Origin of the sequence: Dactylosporangium sp. NPDC000244 (assembly GCF_040300725.1) — a bacterium.
Taxonomy (GTDB): Bacteria; Actinomycetota; Actinomycetes; order Mycobacteriales; family Micromonosporaceae; genus Dactylosporangium.
Genome location: NZ_JBEPEH010000024.1, coordinates 56095 through 71679, shown reverse-complemented (window position 1 = coordinate 71679; position 15585 = coordinate 56095). Strand labels below are relative to the sequence as shown.

The following is a 15585-nucleotide window of genomic DNA, read 5'->3' as shown; positions in this document are numbered from 1 at the left end:
GGGCGCGTGAGACCGGCCGCCGGGCGGTCTCCCTCACTGGTCGCGGGCACGGTCGTAGAGCAGGCACAGCGCGCCGCTCTCGGTCGCGGTGCTGTCCGCGAGCCGCCAGGAGCCCGCCGGACCGTCGTCGAACAGGCGGGCGCCGCCGCCGACCAGCTCCGGGCACAGCGTCACGCTGAGCCGGTCGACCTCGTCGGCGTCGAGCAGCCGCCGGATGACGCTGGTGCTGGCGAGCACGATGATGTCGCCGCCGGGCTCGCCGCGCAGCTGCCGCACGGCGGTGACCGGGTCGGTGCCGGCGAGGCGGGCGTTGTCCCATTCGACCTCGGTGAGCGTCGTGGAGAAGACGACCTTCTCGACCTCGTTGAGCCAGCGGGAGAACGTGCGGTCGTCGGCGTGCGCGTTCTCGTCGTCGGCGACGGCGGGCCAGAAGCCGGCGAAGCCCTGGTAGTTCTTGCGGCCGAGCAGGGCGGTGGTGGCCGCGCCGGTCACGCGGACCATGTGGCTGCGCGCGCCCGGGCTCACGGCGTGCGGGACGATCCAGGCCATGTCGAAGTCCCCGCCGCGGCCGGTCACGCGACCGTCGAGGGAGAGGGAGATGTTGGCGACGACGCGCCGGTGCTGAGTCATGTTCGATAGGTTCTCCCGCGAGGCGGCTCCGGGTCGTCGCCAGACTTGATGACATCGAGCCCGGGATTTCCCGGGACTGCGGGGAGGCGGGGCATGGCGGTCGTCAGTCCGGTGTTGGTCGGCCGCGCGGCCGAGACCGCCGCGCTGCGCTCGGCGTACGCGCGGGCGCCGGTCACCGTGCTCGTCACCGGCGAGGCCGGCATCGGCAAGTCGCGCCTGGTCACCGACGCGCTGCGGGACCTGCCCGGCGACCCGCTGGTGCTCGTCGGCGCCTGCCTGGAGCTCGGCGCGGAGGGCGCACCCTACGTGCCGTTCGTCGCCGTCGTCCGTGACCTCGTGCGGCAGCTCGGCCTCGATGCCGTGCGGGCACTGCTGCCCGCCGACGGGTCCGCCCTCGGCGACTGGCTGCCCGGCCTCGGCCCGGCGCCGGCCCGCTACGCCCGGACCCGGCTGCTGGAGGAGGTCCTCGCGCTCGCCGGGCGCGTCGCCGAGGCCCGGCCGCTCGTGCTCGTGGTCGAGGACCTGCACTGGGCCGACGCGTCCACGCGGGAGCTGTTCGCGTACCTGGCCCGCAACGCCGCCGGGTCCGTCCTGCTGGTCGGCACGTCGCGCGCCGGCGGCACCCCGGACCGGCGCCTGCTCGCCGAGCTCGGGCGCCGCCCCGACGTCGTCCGGATGCCGCTCGAGCCGCTCGCCCCGCCGCAGGTCGCGGAGCTGCTCGCGGCCATCGACGGCCGCCCGCCCGAGCCCGAGCGCGTCCGCCGCATCCACGGGCGCAGCGGCGGCAACCCGCTGTTCGTGGAGGCGCTCAGCGAGGCGGGCGAGGCCCCGGCCTCCCTGCGCGAACTGCTGCTAGCCCGGGTCGCGGACCTGCCGGAGCCCCTCGGCGAGGCGCTGTCCGCGTTGGCCGTTTCCGGCGGCGGTACCGTCGAATCGGTCCTCGCATCCGTCACCGCCCTCCCGCCCGTCCAGCTGGGCCGCGCCCTGCACGATCTCGCCGAACGGCGCCTGGTTTCGGCGCGCGGCGAGCGGTACGAAATCCGGCACGATGTTCTTCGCGAGGCGGTCCACGACGCGCTCCTGCCGGGGGAGCGGCGCCGGTTGCATCGCCGGTTCGCGGTCGCGCTGGCGGATCACGAGCCCGACGGGGCCGCGCTGGCCGAGCACTGGACCGCGGCCGGGGAGCCCGATGCCGCCCTGCCGGCCGCGTGGCGCGCCGCCGCCCGGGCCGAGCGCCAGCACGCCCACGACGAGCGGCTGCACCTGCTCGGCCTGATCCTGCGGCAGTGGGACCCCGCCGGCCCGACAGCCACCGGGGCCGGCCTCGAGCGCGGCGACGTCCTCGAGCAGGCAGTGCGGGCGGCGTTCGCGGCGGGCCGCTCCGCCCGCGGCGTCGACCTGGCCACGGACGCCCTCGACGAGCTCCACCGGGCCGCCGAGCCGGAGCGGGCGGCGCGGCTGCTGGGGCTGCGCGGGCGGCTGCGGCAGCGCGTCGACGGCACCGGCGCCGACGACCTCGCGGCCGCGGTTGCGCTCCTGCCGCCGGGCGCCCCGCCGGGCCTGCGCGCGGAGCTGCTGTCGGCCCTCGCGTTCGCGGGCGTCGGCGGGCACCGGGCGGCCGAGAGCCGGGCGGCGGCCACCGAGGCCCTGCACATCGCCGACGAGCTCGACGACGACGCGTTGCGGGCCCCGGCCCTGCTCGTGCTGGCCACCCTGCACGGCGACCGAGCCGGCTTCGCCGCCGCCCGCCGCCTCGCCCGGCAGGCCGGCGACGAGCACACCTACCTGACGACGTTCCAGTGTGAGGCGCTCCGGCTGGGCGCCGACGGCCGGTACGCCGACGCGGCCGGCCTTGCGCAGGAGGGCCGGGCGGAGGCCGAACGCCTCGGCCATGCCCGCTCCCGCGGCACCATGCTCGCCAAGGCCCAGGCGGAGAACCTGGCGGCGCTGGGCCGCTGGGACGAGGCCGGGGCGATCGTCGAGGAGGCGCTCGCCGAGGGGCCGCCGCCGCTGTACGCCGCGGCCCTGCGCCTGGTCGCCGCCGGCATCGCCGCCGCCCGGGGCCGGACCGACCGCCTCGAGGTGCTGCTGCGCCAGCTGGTCGAGTTCGCCACGCACGCGGCCGGGGCCGAGGAGCTGAAGGCCGACATCGCCGTCGCTCGCCTCGAGTGGGCGGCGGCCCGGGGCGAGTACGAGGCGGCCGACGACGTCCTGGGCGAGCACCTCCCGGCGGCCCGGGAGTCGTGGCTGCCGCCGCAGGCCCTGCGCCTCGCCGTGGCCGGCGCGCGGCTGCAGCGGGCCCGGCGCGCCGCGGCCCCGCGCAACCGCCGGGTCGCCGACGCGGTCGCGGCCCGCCTCGCCGAGCTCACCGCGCTGTCCGCGCACGGCCTGGACGCCCACCGCCTCACGGTCGCGGCGACGACGGCCCGCCTCGCCGAGCTCACCGCGCTGTCCGCGCACGGCCTGGACGCCCACCGCCTCACCGTCGCGGCGACGACGGCCGACGAGCTGGCGGCCTGGGACCGGGCGGCCGCGGCGTGGCGGGCGCTGGGCCAGCGGCACGAGACCGCGCTGGTGCTGACCGACGCCGCCGCCCGCGCGCTGGCGTCGAACAACCGGCCCGGCGCCCGCTCCCGGCTGGCCGAGGCGCGCGCGATCGCCGCCGACCTCGGGGCCGCGCCGCTGCTGGCGCGCATCGACGACCTGGCGCACCGCGGCCGGCTCGACGGCACCGCGGCCGAGCCGGCGCCGGGCGGCTTCGGCCTGACCGCCCGCGAGCTGGACGTGCTGCGCGTGCTGGCCCGCGGCCGCTCGAACGCCGAGATCGCCGCGGAGCTGTTCGTGAGCGTGAACACGGTGAACACGCACGTGGCGCGGATCCTGGCGAAGCTCGGGGTCGCGACCCGTACCGAGGCCGCCGCCCGGGCCCTCGAGCACGGCCTGCGGTGACGGTCCCGGCCGCTCACGGCTGCGGGGGATGACCGCCCGCGTCGCCGGGCGGGTCGGGCAGCAGCGGCCCGAGCGGCCCGAGATCGATGTTGAGGTCCGCGGCCGAGAGCCCGAAGTGCTCCCGCAGCTCGGTCATGCGCTCCTCGAGGGCCATGAGCGTGGCCCCGATCTCCTCGATCTGGTCGTCGGTGAGGTCCCCGACGTCGATGCGGCGCAGCGCCTGGCGCTCCATCAGCTGCCGCAGCAGCTCCACGACGGTGAGCACCAGGCTCGCGAAGCCGCGCTCGACGCCTTCGCGGTCGACCTCGATCCGCTGGCGGCGGGCCGGGGGTGTGGGGCCTTCGCCGGCCGCGGTCATGGCTGCCGGGGCGCGACGGTGCTTGCCGATGCGACGAGGGCTCGGAGCGAGATGTAGACCAGGTCGACGCCGGCGATCGACAGGGTCACCTCGCCGGTGATGACGACGCCGGTGCCGAGGAGCCGGTCGAGCAGGTCGACGAGCGCCACCGGCTGGGAGCGCATCACGGAGTCCGACGTCATGGCGGCGCCGGTTCCGTGCCGGTGAACGAGTACGGCGGCCAGGGCCCGGTGAGCTCCAGGGACAGCTCGGCGTGGCGGGCGGCCTGGGCGGCGACGAGGTCGGCGAACGGGCCGGAGCGGCCCCGGTCGATCAGGTAGGCGCCGTTGAGCACCATCGTCTCGGCGCGGCCGGTCAGCCGGCGGTCCTGGGGCGGGTGCCGCCGCGCCGCCGCGGCGTCGGCGGCGAGGGCCAGGTGCGTCGCCTCGGCACCCTCGGCGGCGCGCAGCCGCCACACGTCGTCGGCGGCCAGCCGGGCCCGGCGGCGCTCCAGGTAGGCGGTGCCCGGGCGGCCGGCGGACGGCCCGGAGGGTTCGCCGGCCGGCGACGCGGGCGGTTCGGCGTACATCTTCACGCCCCACTCGGCCCGGCCGCCGACCCGGTCCAGGACGGCCTCGAGCTCCTCGCGGCGCTGCCGGAGCATCTCGAGGACGCCGGCGTCGTCGTGGTACACGGTGGCGAGGCGGGCCGGGACGACCGCGTGCTCGCGCGCGAGCGCGGCCACGACGGCGTGGTGGGCCCGGGCCGCCCGGTCCAGCCAGGCGAGGTCCTCGAGGTTGCGGCGCAGCGCCTCCTCGCCGAACTCGGCGAGGTCGACGGGGCAGACCGCGGCGGCGAGGGCTCCGGCCGCGAGCGTGCGCACGGCACCGCCGGCGACCCCGACGAGGCCGTCGACGGCGCCGGGCTCGAGGTCACGCGCCACGGCGTGCAGCCAGACTCCGTCACTCATGCTCGTCCTCCGCGTCGCCCTGCTCGAGCTGCGCGGCCGCGGCGCCGGGCGCGAGCGGCTTGCGGGCCTGCGAGGTGAGCCACGGGTCGTGCTCCCACCAGTCGATGCCCATCTGCCGGGCCGTGTCGACGGAGGCGACCACCAGCCGCAGCTTGATCGTCAGCAGCTCGATGTCGAGCAGGCTCACCCGGATGTCGCCGACGATGACGATGCCGCGGTCGAGGACGCGCTCCAGGATGTCCCCGAGGTTCGCCGGCTGAGGCCCGGCGACGGCCGGCGAGCGGGAGGCGCCGGAGGCGAGCACGGACTCCGAGCGCGGGTTCTGGCGCATGTCAGCCGACCTCCGTGTCACCCTTGCCGCGCGAGAACCGCCGGATGCGCCGCAGCCCGGTCAGCTCACCGTCCGCGGTGACCTGGGCCCGGTAGGTCGCCAGCATGTCGCCGGACGACGGGATGCGACGGTCCTCGATGACCTCGATCTCGACCAGCCAGCCGCCGTCGTCGTCCGGCTCCAGGGCGGTGATGCCCGACGGCGCCTTGCCGGTCAGCTCGGCGACGTCGCGCATGGCCGTCGCGGCGATCATGCCCGGCGCCAGCGCCTCGCCTTCGTCGTCGTAGGTGTACCGGTCGTTGTCGGCGTTGTCGTCACGGGAACCACGCACGGCTCAGCCCTCCTGCTCGGGGTTGCCGACCGGCCCCAGCAGGCGGCTGATCAGCTCCTGCTGGCGCTGCTCGGCCTCCGCCGGGTCGATCCGCCCGGCGGCGCGGGCCTCGTCGATCTGCTGGATCTGGCGCCGGATCACCCCCGGGTCGAACAACTCGTGGTTGACCTGGTCACGGATCAGTTCGCCGGCCCAGACCACCACCCGCACCGGCGCGAGCGGGGCGGTCAGGATCGCGGTGATGAGGCCCATCGTTGATCTCCGCCAATCTCCGTCAGTCTCCCGGGCGCAGGTCCGCGACGAAGTCGTACGGCGCGATCGGACCGAGCAGCCGGATGGTGATCTTCCCTTCCCGGTCCGTGGCCAGCTTCTCGACCGTCCGCACGAGGTCGTGCTCCCGGTCCAGGCCGGTGAGCACGGCCACCGTGGCGGCCTCGTACTCGCCGGTCGCCTCGCGGGTGACGACGCCGGCGGCCAGCGGCGCGACGGCCTCGGCCAGCGCCCGGCTGTCCGTCTGCCGGCGGGCCTCGATGGCCTCGTTGACGGCCTGGCCGAGCGCGATCCGCTCGCCGTGGACCGCCTCCTCGGGCTTGCCGCGGACCGCCGCCTGCAGCTGTTGAATCCGCGGGTCCTCCGCGAGCACGTCCTGCAGCACCGTGTCCTGCACGTACTGGGCGGAGACCACGTACTGCGCCTTGCCGTCCAGCTGGCGCAGCGCCGCTTCGAACTCGTCGTGGTGGGCCGCGAGCAGCTCGTCGACGACCGCCTGCCGGTCCGTCACCACCGCGCCGAAGCGCACCGGCAGCACCGGTACCACGGCGGCGGTCGCGTCCAGCAGCGCCTCGTGGCCGAGCAGGTCGTCGGGCGTGCCGAGCGGGCGGTCGAGGTCGAGCTCGCTCACCAGGGCCGCGATCCGGCCGTGGCGCACCACCGTCACGGGGGTGGAGTCCCCGCCGACGCCCCGGGCCGCGGGGTCGGCTTCGACGTCGGCCGGGACGATGCCGTAGATGTAGACGCCGGTGACGGCCGCCATGTCAGTCTCCCTCCCGTCGCCGCCGGCGGGGCGCCCGCTCGGGCTCCTCGTCAGGTTCGAGGATGTCGCGGACCTTCTCGCCGGCCGCCTCGAGCACGCCCTTCGTCTTGTGTTTGGCGCCGCCCTGCGTTATGTCCCCCACGAGCTCCGGCAGCCCGGCCTTCTCCTGGGAGATGTCCAGCCGGTTGACCGCCTCGGCGAAGCGCAGATAGGTGTCGACGCTGGCCACCACGATGCGGGCGTCGATGGTCAGCAGCTCGATGCCGACGAGCGAGACCCGCACGTACGCGTCGATGACGAGTCCCTTGTCGAGGATCGTGTCGATCACCTCGGCCAGTGACGTTGATGTCGGCCGTTCGATGCCGCCGCCGCCGCGCGGCTGCAAGGACGTGCTCATCGTCCACCCCTCCGATCGCCGCTACTCGGCTCCCGCCGCGCCCGCACGGGCCGCTCCGCGCGCTCGGGGCGTTCGGGGCGCTCGGGGCGTCGCCGCGGCCGTGCGGGCCGCTGCGGGCCGCGATCCTCCGGCTCCTTGGCCTCGCCCTTCTCGGGCTCTTCCTCTTCCTCCTCGGGCTCTTCTTCTTCCTCGGGCTCCTCCTCTTCTTCCTCTTCCTCTTCGGGCTCCTCGGGCTCCTGCTCCTCGGCTTCCTGGGGCTTCCGCTCCTCCTGCTCCTGCTCCTCGCGGAGGGCGGTCTCGTGGTCCTTTACGACCTGGCCGTCACGGATCTCGCCGCGCCAGCCCTCGACGTCCTCCTGGTTCATGACCGTCTGCGTCATGACGTGCCGCCGGAAGTGCTTGAACTCCAGCCGGGCCCGGCGGCCCTGGGCTCGCCACAGGTTTCCGGTGCGCTCGAACAGACCCTGCGGGTGGTACTCCATCGCCAGCATGATTCGCGTCAGGTTCGGCGCAAGCTCGTGGAAGGTGACCGAGCCGTCGACGTGGCCCTTGGCCCCCTTCGAACGCCAGACGATGTTGTAGTCCGGGATCTGCTGGACGATCGTGGCCTCCCAGGTGCGATGCGACCAGAAGACCTGGGCCTTCCAGGTGTTCTTCTCGTCCGACTGCTGTTCGACGCTCTCGACCTTCTTCATGAAGCTCGGGAACTGGGCGAACTGCGTCCACTGGTTGTAGGCGACCTTCACCGGCACGCCGACGTCCTGTGACTCCTCGATGTTGGTGAGCTTCAGCTTCTTGGGCTTGCTGCCTCGGCCGAACAGGCCCTTGATCTTCTCCTTGATGCCGGCAAACCCGCCGGAGAACGCCGCCCGGGCCGGTGACTTACCCTCGGCGAGCTTCTGGGCGCCGGCCGCGGCGGCCTTGAGCTTGGGTTCGCCCGATTGGTCGGCGTACTCGGTCAGGCGGTCCGTCACCGAGCCGACCCGCCGGCCGACCGCATTGATCGCGCGGCGCCCGGCGGCCGCCGCCAGCCCTTGCAGCTGCTCCAGCAGCAGCTGGCCGAGCTTCTCGCCGAAGCCGCTCGTGGCTCGCCCGCTCGCTTGTCCAGCCATGGTCCGTTAACCCTCTCCGCGCCGGCGCACCGACGGACGGCGAACCTGTCGCCGGCCGGCCTTCACCAGCTCCTCGTCCTCGTCCTCGTCTTCGTTCTCGCCCTCCTCCTCGTCCTCGTAGTCCTCCTCGTCCGCCTCTTCGGCCCGCGGCCGCGAGCGGCGAGTGCCCCTGGCCGCGCGGGTCCGGCGGGTCGGGGTCTCCTCGGGCTCCTCTTCTTCCTCCGGCTCCGGCTCCTCGGCCCCCTTGCCGGCTCGTTCGCGCAGCCGGTCGCTGAGCGAGCCGATCCGGCTGGTGACCGCGGTTCGCGCGGCGTCCTTCGCGGCCGTGACCAGCGGGGCGCCCATCTCGCCGAGCTTGCCGAGCTCCGGCGTCGACTTGAGCGCGCGAACGCCGTGGTCCAGCAGGGTGCCGGGCCGGCTGAGGCGGCCGGACATCGCGGCCGCGGCCAGCAGCAGGCCCCAGCGCAGCTTGTGCTGGCGCCCGAGCAGATAGCCGACTCCGGCCGCCAGTGCAACCTGTGTCTTGCAGTTCATGGCCTCTCCCTCGGCGTGATGGCCGACCGGCACCTGGCCTGTACGACGCCGCCACGATGGACGGCCGGCGTGAAGATGAACTGGCGTGTGAGCCTCACAGAACCGGCCAGCTACCCCCCAGCCCCCAGGGTGAAACCGTGAATCGGTTCGCCGGCCCGGACGCCGCCTGGCGTCCGTCCGCATCGCCGCGGGCCGGATCGCGGCCCGATGCTAGGATGATCGGCGTCAATCGATAGCCGTTCGGCTGGCACCATCGAGCCGATCGGTCGATGCGATCCGGGTATCGCCTCGCCGTCGAATGAATAGTCAGTCGTCGCTGTCTGCCGGCGCGGCCGATCGGACCGGCCGGGAGGATGCCGTGATCGACGCGCTCAACGTTGCCGCCGTGGTGCGGGACGCGGCCCGGTTGCACGCCGTCGTCGCCACCGGTCTGCACGCGCAGCCGACGCCCTGGTGCGACCGGCTCGCCGAGCTGGCGAGCCGGATACTCCACGTGCCGGTCGTCCTGCTCGTCCTGGTGGAGCGGACCCGGCAGATCATGCCCGGATCGGTCGGGCTGCCCGAGCCGTGGCAGCGTCGGCGGGAGACGCCGCTGACCCACTCCATCTGCCAGTACGTCGTCGGCTCCGGCCGCCTCCTAGCGGTCGCCGACGTGCGGCGTGACCCGGTCCTGCACACCAGCCACGCGATCCGTGACCTCGGCGTCGCCGCCTACGCGGGCGCCCCGCTGCGCGGCCCCGGCAACCAGGTCGTGGGAGCGCTGTGCGCCATCGACGTCGAGCCCCGCGCGTGGACCACGGCGGAGCTGAGCACCCTGCACCGGCTCGCGGCCCGGTGCGCGAGCCGGCTCGGGGCACCGGGCGAGGCCCAGCCGCCCGGGCCCGACGCCGGCGGCCTGCTGTGGAAGCCGGCCTTCCCGCCGGCCCTGACCCTGGACCGAAGGCCACCGGCGCCCGGCGGCACCGGCGAATTGGCCCTGACCGGCCGCTGGAGCGGCGAGCCCGTCACCGCGATCGTCCGGACCGCGGACAGCCCCGATGCCCTGAGCCGGTTCCGCCGCCGCGCCGAGATCGCGGCGGCGATGCGCCGCGACCCGCCCAGGGTGCCGGTCGAGGAGCATCGCTGGCACGACGATCGCGTCCTCGTCGTCAGCCGGGCCGTGGGCGAACCGCTGCACCAGCGCCCCGACCGCCGGCTGCGGCTCGGCGGCGGCGAATGGGCGGCGGTCGTGCGCGCCGCCGCGCTGCTGTCCACCTGGCAGCCGCGGGCCGAGGACGCCCGGCGGTGGACCGTCGACTACCCCGCGTGGATCAACCGGTACGAACGTGCGGGCCACCTCACGCCCGACGAGGCCGGGCGGCTCACCGCGCTGCTGCGCCGCTGCGAGCAGGACCGGACCTTCGCCCACGGCGATCTCACCCTGCGCAACGTCATCCGGCTCCCGTCACGCCGGCTCACACTGAAGGGCTTCGCCGAAGGCGGGATGTACCTCGCCGGGTGCGACCTCGCCGCGCTCGCGCACGCCGCCCCCGACGCGGCGTGCCGCTGGGTGGTGCGGCAGCGCGCGGTCGAGGCCGACATCGTCGAGCCGTTCGCGATCAACCTGCTGCTGCGGGCGGCGGGCCAGGCCGCCCTCGCGCGGCCGGCGGCCTCGGCCGACCGGCTCGCCCGCCTGCTCCGCGCCCGGCGCGACGCACTTGGTCTGCTGCGGGACCTCGGCGTGTGACGCCTCCGCGCCGCGGGCGGGGCGCCTGCGGCCCCGCCCGCTGTCGTGTCGGACATCATCGGAATTTTCCCGTTACCGTGCCGATCGGACTTCGGCGCGGCGATCGGGTGACTACCCGCCCGGCGGCGCCGAACCTCACACCACCGGGCGATGTCAGGACCGGGCGGCGGCGCGACGCCGGCGGAAAGCCCGCGCGATCGCGACGACGGCGGTCGCTGCCAGCAGTACCGGGCACCAGCAGGCCCAGCGCGAAGGTCGCGCCCTGTGCGAGCGCCGGCCAGCGGGCCGGAAACGCCGCGGGGGCGGGCACCGGGCCGCCGAACCGCCCCTCGCCGAGCAGGCCCTGGGCGATGTCGATGGAGCTGACCGCGGCCGGCGGGTCCAGCAACCGACCTGCGTGGCGCTGTGATCCTGGCCGTGCGCGCGGCTGAAACAATCCCGGTGTGACCGAGATTGACGAGGTTCTGCACCGGTTAGGCAAGGCGTTTGTGGCGGGTCTCCGGCAGCCCGGCTACCAGCTGACCACCGTGCAATCCTGGGGTCACCGAAGCCAGACGTACACCATGGCGGGTGAGCCGGCATTGCTCGGCCGCTGGAACAACCTGGACCTCAGCAATGCCATGGCGGCGCTGCCCAGGGTTGCCGGTCAGGATTTGACGGTCGAGATGATCGGCGACCCGAACGGGACGTACACGATCCACTGGTCGTGGGCTGTGCCATCCCTGCCTGCCCGGATTGTCCTCGACGAGCAGTACCGCATGCCCGGACATGAATTGCCGCCGGCCCGTTCACCTGGTGTCGCCAATACCAGTGTCACCGATTTCTCGGTGCTGGCCGAGGTCGAGCGACTGGTCGACGAGTTCGTCGCGCAGCACCATCCGCAGGGGTACGCACCGGGCTACTCCGAGGAGGAGATCCTTGCCGCCGAACAACAGCTCGGGGTGCGGCTGCCGGAGGATCTGCGGGCACTCTACCGGCTGGTCCATGACGACAGCGGCGAGTCGGGACTGCTCGACCCGTTCGTTCTCGCACCTCTTGACGTGCTCGTCGAGTGGAACCGCAAGAACCATCCCGGCTACCACGACGGCCCGTTCGACGACGCGGTGATCTTTGACTGCGTGCCGAGCGGGCACGTGCGCCGAGTGTCGTCGAGCAACGGCTGGGTCACATTCGCTCGCGACTACGGCATGAACTTCGCGGCCGTCGACCTCGATCCAGGACCGCTAGGCCGCATCGGGCAGGTTGTCAGGCACGGACGAGACGTGTGGTCGCCGGTCGAATACGTCACCGCCTCGGTCACCGACTTACTCCGCCGCGCGATCGCGACGCTTGACGACGAGCGCCCGTCACCGCCGGACCCCGAGATCACTGTGGAGAGCATCGCGGACCTGCCGGTAACGGCCCAGGGGGTTGTGCTTCGCGCGAAAGGCCCAGTTCGTGTCGCCGACTTCGAGCCCTTCACGAACCTTCGATCCATTGTGATACGTGGGAATGCGCCACTGGTGGACATGACGCTTTCCGCCAGATTGCCGGTCGAACGCCTGCTAGTGGAGGCGGCACGATGGGAATTCGCTGCGCTGCCGCCGACCATCATCGACATCACCCTGAGCGGCAACGACGGGTCGACGCCGGTCGCCGATCTGGCCACCCTGCCGAACCTGGTCCGTCTAGATCTGTCCGGGGCGACGGTGCCGGACATCGAGATGATCGCCGCGTTCCCCGCATTGCGAGTGTTGACCCTCAACTGCCGTCAGTGGACGGAGCTACTGGCCACCGGCTGGAAACCGGCTCAGCTGGCCGCTGCCGGACTGGGCGGCTCCGCCGGAGTGCGTGACGCTGCCCGCTGGTTGCAGGCCTTCGGCCACCAAGGCACCTTCCGCACCATCACCGGCGGTCACTGAACGTCAAAGTCAGGGTGCACAACACCTTGCCACGTCCGCGCACCTCACGGAACAACACCCGGCACACACAACCAAGCGCCGTCCCACCGAGCACGCCATCCGAACCAAACATCATGATCACGTGCGCCGACATGCCACCGTCCGGTCCATCCGAGGCACAGAACGAATAGAGTTTTGCTCGTGTCCTCTGTCTGGACGTTCCCGATCTTCCTGTTCGCGTTCTCGATTCTGGCGATCACACGATATTGGGTTCCGGAGCGATGGCGCGGCCGTGAGCGCCGATACGCGGCGCTCACGGCGGGAATCGGCGCAGTCTTCCTGGCGGCCGCGGTGCTCGGCTGGTCCGGCTGGCTCGTGACGTTAATAGGTGCCGGGATCTTGGCGCTGTCTGCCCTCGCGGTCACGCGCATCTGGACGCCGTCAAGACTTCGCGGATTCGAATCGCCCTTCGCGGTGCTGACGGTCGGGTTCGCAGTCGTTTTCATACCCGGTGGCGTGTACCTGCAGACCGACGATGAGATGCGCGGCGCGGTTCCGATCCTTCTGCTCACCGGCCTCGCTGTCACCGTAGCGGGCTTGGTCTTCGTAGTGCGTCGTGAGAGCCGACTACGCCGGGAGAATGGCATCGGCCCACTCCAGTGACGCTCTGCGGGCTCGGGTGCGGCCAACCCGTGATCCAAGTCCCCACGGGCCCAACGGCGGCCGGGCAGATCCCGTCACCAGCAGTGACCAGTCGATGAGCGGACACTCCCATGCCGTCCCAGCGCCGACTGCGATACAGCTTCGCGGCCCGGCAGCACTCGTGAACGCCGGAGACCGGGTATGCCTATGGGCGGCGGCGGTCGGCAGAGATTCGGTTACGGCGTCTCTTCCGCGGCGTTGTCGGTTGCGCTGTCGGTGAGTGGAATCGATAGCATGCCCGGGATCCGCCGGTCATAGCGTTCGATCTCCAGCTCCGCCTTGCGCACCTCCAGCGCGGCCTGCCGGTTCTGCTCCTCAGCCAGCTTCGCCTTCGCCTGCTCCAACTTGACCTTCTCCTTGGCCATCGCCAATTTGAACTCGTGCCGGCGGGACTGGAGGTGCTGTACGAAGCCCGCGGTACCGCCGCCGAAGAGGAACAGGAATATGACGATGTACCAGAACACGTCGTCGAACTTCACGGCGCCTCCGTAGGCCGGGCGACTTTCCTGGGGCGAGCTGACGGAACCGCGACGCGGCAAGGCCACCATATGAGGATGCGTCAACTCCGATGGCTCGAATGCACGGCAAGTCATCGCCGCCGAGGGCCAGGGCGCCGGGGAATACGTCGCTGAAATGTGCCGGATGCGTGAGGGCTCAGTCTCCTGAGTGGCCGCAGAAGTGGATGTGGTCGGGCTGGCCGTCGCGGTAGCTGATGACGTACGTACCGATCCACCGGTCTCGTTCGCTGGCGGCGTCGGCACTCATCCATGCTTGTACCTGGCCCGTCGAGGGAGTGACGATGCCGAAGGTGGAGATGAGGTTGTCGGCCGGCAGCGGCGAGACCGTTGCGAACGTCGGCTGGTTCGACACGCCGTTGGCCATGTCGATGATCGAGTGGGTACCCGAGTGCGGCTGCGCCGTCACGAGTGTGTCGGGGTCGACTGGCGCCGGCCGGGATTTGCGCTCCAACCAGTCCTCGACAGTGGCGTCATAGCGTTTCGGGTCGGTGTGCCGCGGGGCGAGACTCGCTCGGAATTCCTCCTCCGTCAGATCGAGGTCGACGTCCCGCGGCTCGCGGTAGTACTCACCCCGGTCGTAGATCTGCTGCCGCAGCTGCTGCAGCGCGGCGTTCACATCGGCCTGGTAGTTCACGGTGTACGACCATGCAGAGGAGCCCATCAATACCTCTCCGGCCCATGTGTGCGGTGCGAGCGATGCCGCCGACCGTGAGTGTAAGGACGGTGAACCCCGTCGCGCCGCGTGGCGAACATCCGGCGCCATGTCGTCGCGCCGGTCGCGGAGACGGGCTGTGGCCTTCGTCGAGTTCGACGAAGGGGCGAGCTGTCGGCATCCCGAGGCCGATGAGATGTCCGGGGCGCAAATCGCGGTCCTGAGCGAGCGCCCCGCCGAAGAGTCCCTCGAAGACCTGGCCTGACTCGGTCCTAGCCCTTGAGCAGCTGCCGTGCCATCACGATGCGCTGGATCTGGTTCGTGCCCTCGTAGATCTGGGTGATCTTCGCGTCGCGCATCATGCGTTCCAGGGGGAAGTCCTTCGTGTAACCGTAGCCGCCCAGCAGCTGCACCGCGTCCGTCGTCACGGCCATGGCCACGTCCGAGGCGAAGCACTTCGCGGCCGCGCCGAAGAACGTCAGGTCCGCCGCCTCGCGCTCCGAGCGGCCCGCCGCCGCGTAGGTCAGCTGGCGCGCCGCCTCCAGCTTCATGCCCATGTCGGCGAGCATGAACTGGACGCCCTGGAAGTCGGCGACGGGGCGGCCGAACTGCCGGCGCTCGCGCACGTAGTCCCGCGCGTGGTCGAGGGCGCCCTGTGCGATCCCCACGGCCTGGGCGGCGATGGTGATCCGGGTGTGGTCGAGGGTGCGCATCGCCGTGGTGAACCCGGTGCCCGGCTCGCCGATGATGCGGTCGGCGGGGATGCGGACGTTGTCGAGGTACACCTCGCGCGTCGGGCTGCCCTTGATGCCCAGCTTCTTCTCGGGGGCGCCGAAGCTCACGCCCGCGTCCGACCGCTCGACCACGAACGCGGAGATGCCCGCGTCGGTCGTGGCGAAGACGGTGTAGTACAGCGCGACGCCCGCGTTGCTGATCCAGCGCTTGACGCCGTTGAGGACCCACGTGTCGCCGTCGAGCACCGCGCGGGTCTTCATGCTCGCCGCGTCGCTGCCCGCGTCGGGTTCGGAGAGGCAGTACGCGAACATCGCCTCGCCGCGGGCGACCGGCGGCAGGTAGCGCTCGCGCAGCGCGGGCGACCCGGACAGCAGCAGGGGCATGGTGCCCAGCTTCGCGCCGGCGGGGATCAGCGATGACGCGGCGCAGGCCCGGGCGACCTCCTCGACCACGATGACCGTGGCGAGGGCGTCCGCGCCGGGGCCGCCGTAGGCCTCGGGGACGTGCGGGGCGTGGAAGTCGGCGGCGCGCAGGGCATCGAAGGAGGCCTGCGGGAACTCGCCGGTCTCGTCCGCGGCCGCGGCGTTGGGGGCGACCTTGTCGTCGCAGAGCGCGCGCACGGCCGCGCGGATGGCGTGATGCTCCTCGGACAGCTCGAACACGGCCGGACAGTACCAGCCGGTCGGTATGCAACGGCAGTCTTGTATCGGCCCAGGTCGCGTGGTAGATACCTTCCAGTCGGTATTAA

The 15585-nt window shown here is 72.6% G+C and carries 20 protein-coding genes; 5 read left to right on the top strand and 15 right to left on the bottom strand.

The features are described 5' to 3' along the window. Positions 1-33: 33 nt before the first annotated feature. A complete protein-coding gene (locus tag ABT369_RS31930) occupies positions 34-630 on the bottom strand; it encodes a dihydrofolate reductase family protein (RefSeq protein WP_350617629.1) in 597 nt (198 codons plus the stop codon). Between the two features lie 93 nt (positions 631-723). Here ABT369_RS31930 and ABT369_RS31925 point away from each other — a divergent pair, with 93 nt between their 5' ends. Continuing rightward, positions 724-3579 (top strand): helix-turn-helix transcriptional regulator, encoded by a 2856-nt coding sequence (locus ABT369_RS31925; protein ID WP_350617628.1) that lies wholly within the window; start codon positions 724-726, stop codon positions 3577-3579. A 13-nt stretch (positions 3580-3592) separates the two neighbouring features. Here the strand turns inward: ABT369_RS31925 and ABT369_RS31920 are convergent, their stop codons facing one another. The 10 genes from ABT369_RS31920 to ABT369_RS31875 are packed head-to-tail and all read right to left on the bottom strand — an operon-like array spanning position 3593 to position 8624. Beyond that, the gene (locus ABT369_RS31920; RefSeq protein ID WP_350617627.1) at positions 3593-3937 is read right to left on the bottom strand and encodes a gas vesicle protein K; all 345 of its coding nucleotides are present in this window, start codon (positions 3935-3937) and stop codon (positions 3593-3595) included. Next, the gene (locus ABT369_RS31915) at positions 3934-4119 is read right to left on the bottom strand and encodes a gas vesicle protein (RefSeq protein ID WP_350617626.1); all 186 of its coding nucleotides are present in this window, start codon (positions 4117-4119) and stop codon (positions 3934-3936) included. The genes ABT369_RS31920 and ABT369_RS31915 overlap by 4 nt, the downstream gene beginning before the upstream one ends. After that, positions 4116-4886: a GvpL/GvpF family gas vesicle protein gene (locus tag ABT369_RS31910; RefSeq protein WP_350617625.1), complete on the bottom strand. Its 771-nt coding sequence runs from the start codon at positions 4884-4886 to the stop codon at positions 4116-4118. Before ABT369_RS31910 ends, ABT369_RS31915 begins: the two co-directional genes overlap by 4 nt. Next, positions 4879-5217, bottom strand: coding sequence for a gas vesicle protein GvpJ (gvpJ, locus tag ABT369_RS58030; protein ID WP_502891844.1), 339 nt, complete (start codon positions 5215-5217; stop codon positions 4879-4881). The genes ABT369_RS31910 and gvpJ (ABT369_RS58030) overlap by 8 nt, the downstream gene beginning before the upstream one ends. Position 5218: 1 nt before the next feature. After that, entirely contained in the window at positions 5219-5548 is a 330-nt protein-coding gene (gene gvpO / locus ABT369_RS31900) for a gas vesicle protein GvpO (protein ID WP_350617624.1), read from the bottom strand. Positions 5549-5551: 3 nt separating this feature from the next. Further along, complete coding sequence (locus tag ABT369_RS31895; protein ID WP_350617623.1) at positions 5552-5800, bottom strand: gas vesicle protein GvpG; 249 nt, start codon at positions 5798-5800, stop codon at positions 5552-5554. 22 nt (positions 5801-5822) lie between these two features. Next, complete coding sequence (locus ABT369_RS31890) at positions 5823-6581, bottom strand: GvpL/GvpF family gas vesicle protein (protein WP_350617622.1); 759 nt, start codon at positions 6579-6581, stop codon at positions 5823-5825. A gap of 1 nt (position 6582) precedes the next feature. Continuing rightward, positions 6583-6978, bottom strand: coding sequence for a gas vesicle protein GvpJ (gvpJ, locus tag ABT369_RS31885; protein WP_350617621.1), 396 nt, complete (start codon positions 6976-6978; stop codon positions 6583-6585). Beyond that, entirely contained in the window at positions 6975-8090 is a 1116-nt protein-coding gene (locus ABT369_RS31880; protein WP_350617620.1) for an SRPBCC family protein, read from the bottom strand. Before ABT369_RS31880 ends, gvpJ (ABT369_RS31885) begins: the two co-directional genes overlap by 4 nt. A 6-nt stretch (positions 8091-8096) precedes the next feature. Continuing rightward, on the bottom strand, positions 8097-8624 hold the full coding sequence (locus ABT369_RS31875; protein ID WP_350617619.1) for a hypothetical protein: 528 nt from the start codon (positions 8622-8624) through the stop codon (positions 8097-8099). Between the two features lie 358 nt (positions 8625-8982). Between ABT369_RS31875 and ABT369_RS31870 the strand changes: the two genes are divergently transcribed. Then, positions 8983-10350: a GAF domain-containing protein gene (locus tag ABT369_RS31870; RefSeq protein ID WP_350617618.1), complete on the top strand. Its 1368-nt coding sequence runs from the start codon at positions 8983-8985 to the stop codon at positions 10348-10350. 55 nt (positions 10351-10405) lie between these two features. On the opposite strand, the gene ABT369_RS31865 is transcribed toward ABT369_RS31870, so the two are convergent. Continuing rightward, the gene (locus ABT369_RS31865) at positions 10406-10738 is read right to left on the bottom strand and encodes a hypothetical protein (protein ID WP_350617617.1); all 333 of its coding nucleotides are present in this window, start codon (positions 10736-10738) and stop codon (positions 10406-10408) included. Between the two features lie 55 nt (positions 10739-10793). Here ABT369_RS31865 and ABT369_RS31860 point away from each other — a divergent pair, with 55 nt between their 5' ends. Beyond that, entirely contained in the window at positions 10794-12251 is a 1458-nt protein-coding gene (locus tag ABT369_RS31860) for an SMI1/KNR4 family protein (RefSeq protein WP_350617616.1), read from the top strand. Positions 12252-12431: 180 nt separating this feature from the next. After that, positions 12432-12893: a hypothetical protein gene (locus ABT369_RS31855; RefSeq protein WP_350617615.1), complete on the top strand. Its 462-nt coding sequence runs from the start codon at positions 12432-12434 to the stop codon at positions 12891-12893. Between the two features lie 215 nt (positions 12894-13108). On the opposite strand, the gene ABT369_RS31850 is transcribed toward ABT369_RS31855, so the two are convergent. Further along, complete coding sequence (locus ABT369_RS31850) at positions 13109-13411, bottom strand: hypothetical protein (RefSeq protein WP_350617614.1); 303 nt, start codon at positions 13409-13411, stop codon at positions 13109-13111. Between the two features lie 175 nt (positions 13412-13586). Beyond that, on the bottom strand, positions 13587-14084 hold the full coding sequence (locus tag ABT369_RS31845) for a hypothetical protein (RefSeq protein WP_350617613.1): 498 nt from the start codon (positions 14082-14084) through the stop codon (positions 13587-13589). Between the two features lie 157 nt (positions 14085-14241). Between ABT369_RS31845 and ABT369_RS31840 the strand changes: the two genes are divergently transcribed. Next, on the top strand, positions 14242-14367 hold the full coding sequence (locus ABT369_RS31840) for a hypothetical protein (protein WP_350617612.1): 126 nt from the start codon (positions 14242-14244) through the stop codon (positions 14365-14367). A gap of 7 nt (positions 14368-14374) precedes the next feature. Here ABT369_RS31840 and ABT369_RS31835 read toward each other — a convergent pair whose 3' ends face one another. After that, on the bottom strand, positions 14375-15499 hold the full coding sequence (locus tag ABT369_RS31835; protein ID WP_350617611.1) for an acyl-CoA dehydrogenase family protein: 1125 nt from the start codon (positions 15497-15499) through the stop codon (positions 14375-14377). Positions 15500-15585: the final 86 nt, after the last annotated feature.

Excerpts from the sequence above, each read along its gene's own strand:
- ABT369_RS31930 (WP_350617629.1), bottom strand. The coding sequence starts at position 630 with ATGACTCAGCACCGGCGCGTCGTCGCCAACATCTCCCTCTCCCTCGAC.
- ABT369_RS31925 (WP_350617628.1), top strand. The coding sequence starts at position 724 with ATGGCGGTCGTCAGTCCGGTGTTGGTCGGCCGCGCGGCCGAGACCGCC.
- ABT369_RS31920 (WP_350617627.1), bottom strand. The coding sequence starts at position 3,937 with ATGACCGCGGCCGGCGAAGGCCCCACACCCCCGGCCCGCCGCCAGCGG.
- ABT369_RS31915 (WP_350617626.1), bottom strand. The coding sequence starts at position 4,119 with ATGACGTCGGACTCCGTGATGCGCTCCCAGCCGGTGGCGCTCGTCGAC.
- ABT369_RS31910 (WP_350617625.1), bottom strand. The coding sequence starts at position 4,886 with ATGAGTGACGGAGTCTGGCTGCACGCCGTGGCGCGTGACCTCGAGCCC.
- gvpJ (WP_502891844.1), bottom strand. The coding sequence starts at position 5,217 with ATGCGCCAGAACCCGCGCTCGGAGTCCGTGCTCGCCTCCGGCGCCTCC.
- ABT369_RS31895 (WP_350617623.1), bottom strand. The coding sequence starts at position 5,800 with ATGGGCCTCATCACCGCGATCCTGACCGCCCCGCTCGCGCCGGTGCGG.
- ABT369_RS31890 (WP_350617622.1), bottom strand. The coding sequence starts at position 6,581 with ATGGCGGCCGTCACCGGCGTCTACATCTACGGCATCGTCCCGGCCGAC.
- gvpJ (WP_350617621.1), bottom strand. The coding sequence starts at position 6,978 with ATGAGCACGTCCTTGCAGCCGCGCGGCGGCGGCGGCATCGAACGGCCG.
- ABT369_RS31880 (WP_350617620.1), bottom strand. The coding sequence starts at position 8,090 with ATGGCTGGACAAGCGAGCGGGCGAGCCACGAGCGGCTTCGGCGAGAAG.
- ABT369_RS31875 (WP_350617619.1), bottom strand. The coding sequence starts at position 8,624 with ATGAACTGCAAGACACAGGTTGCACTGGCGGCCGGAGTCGGCTATCTG.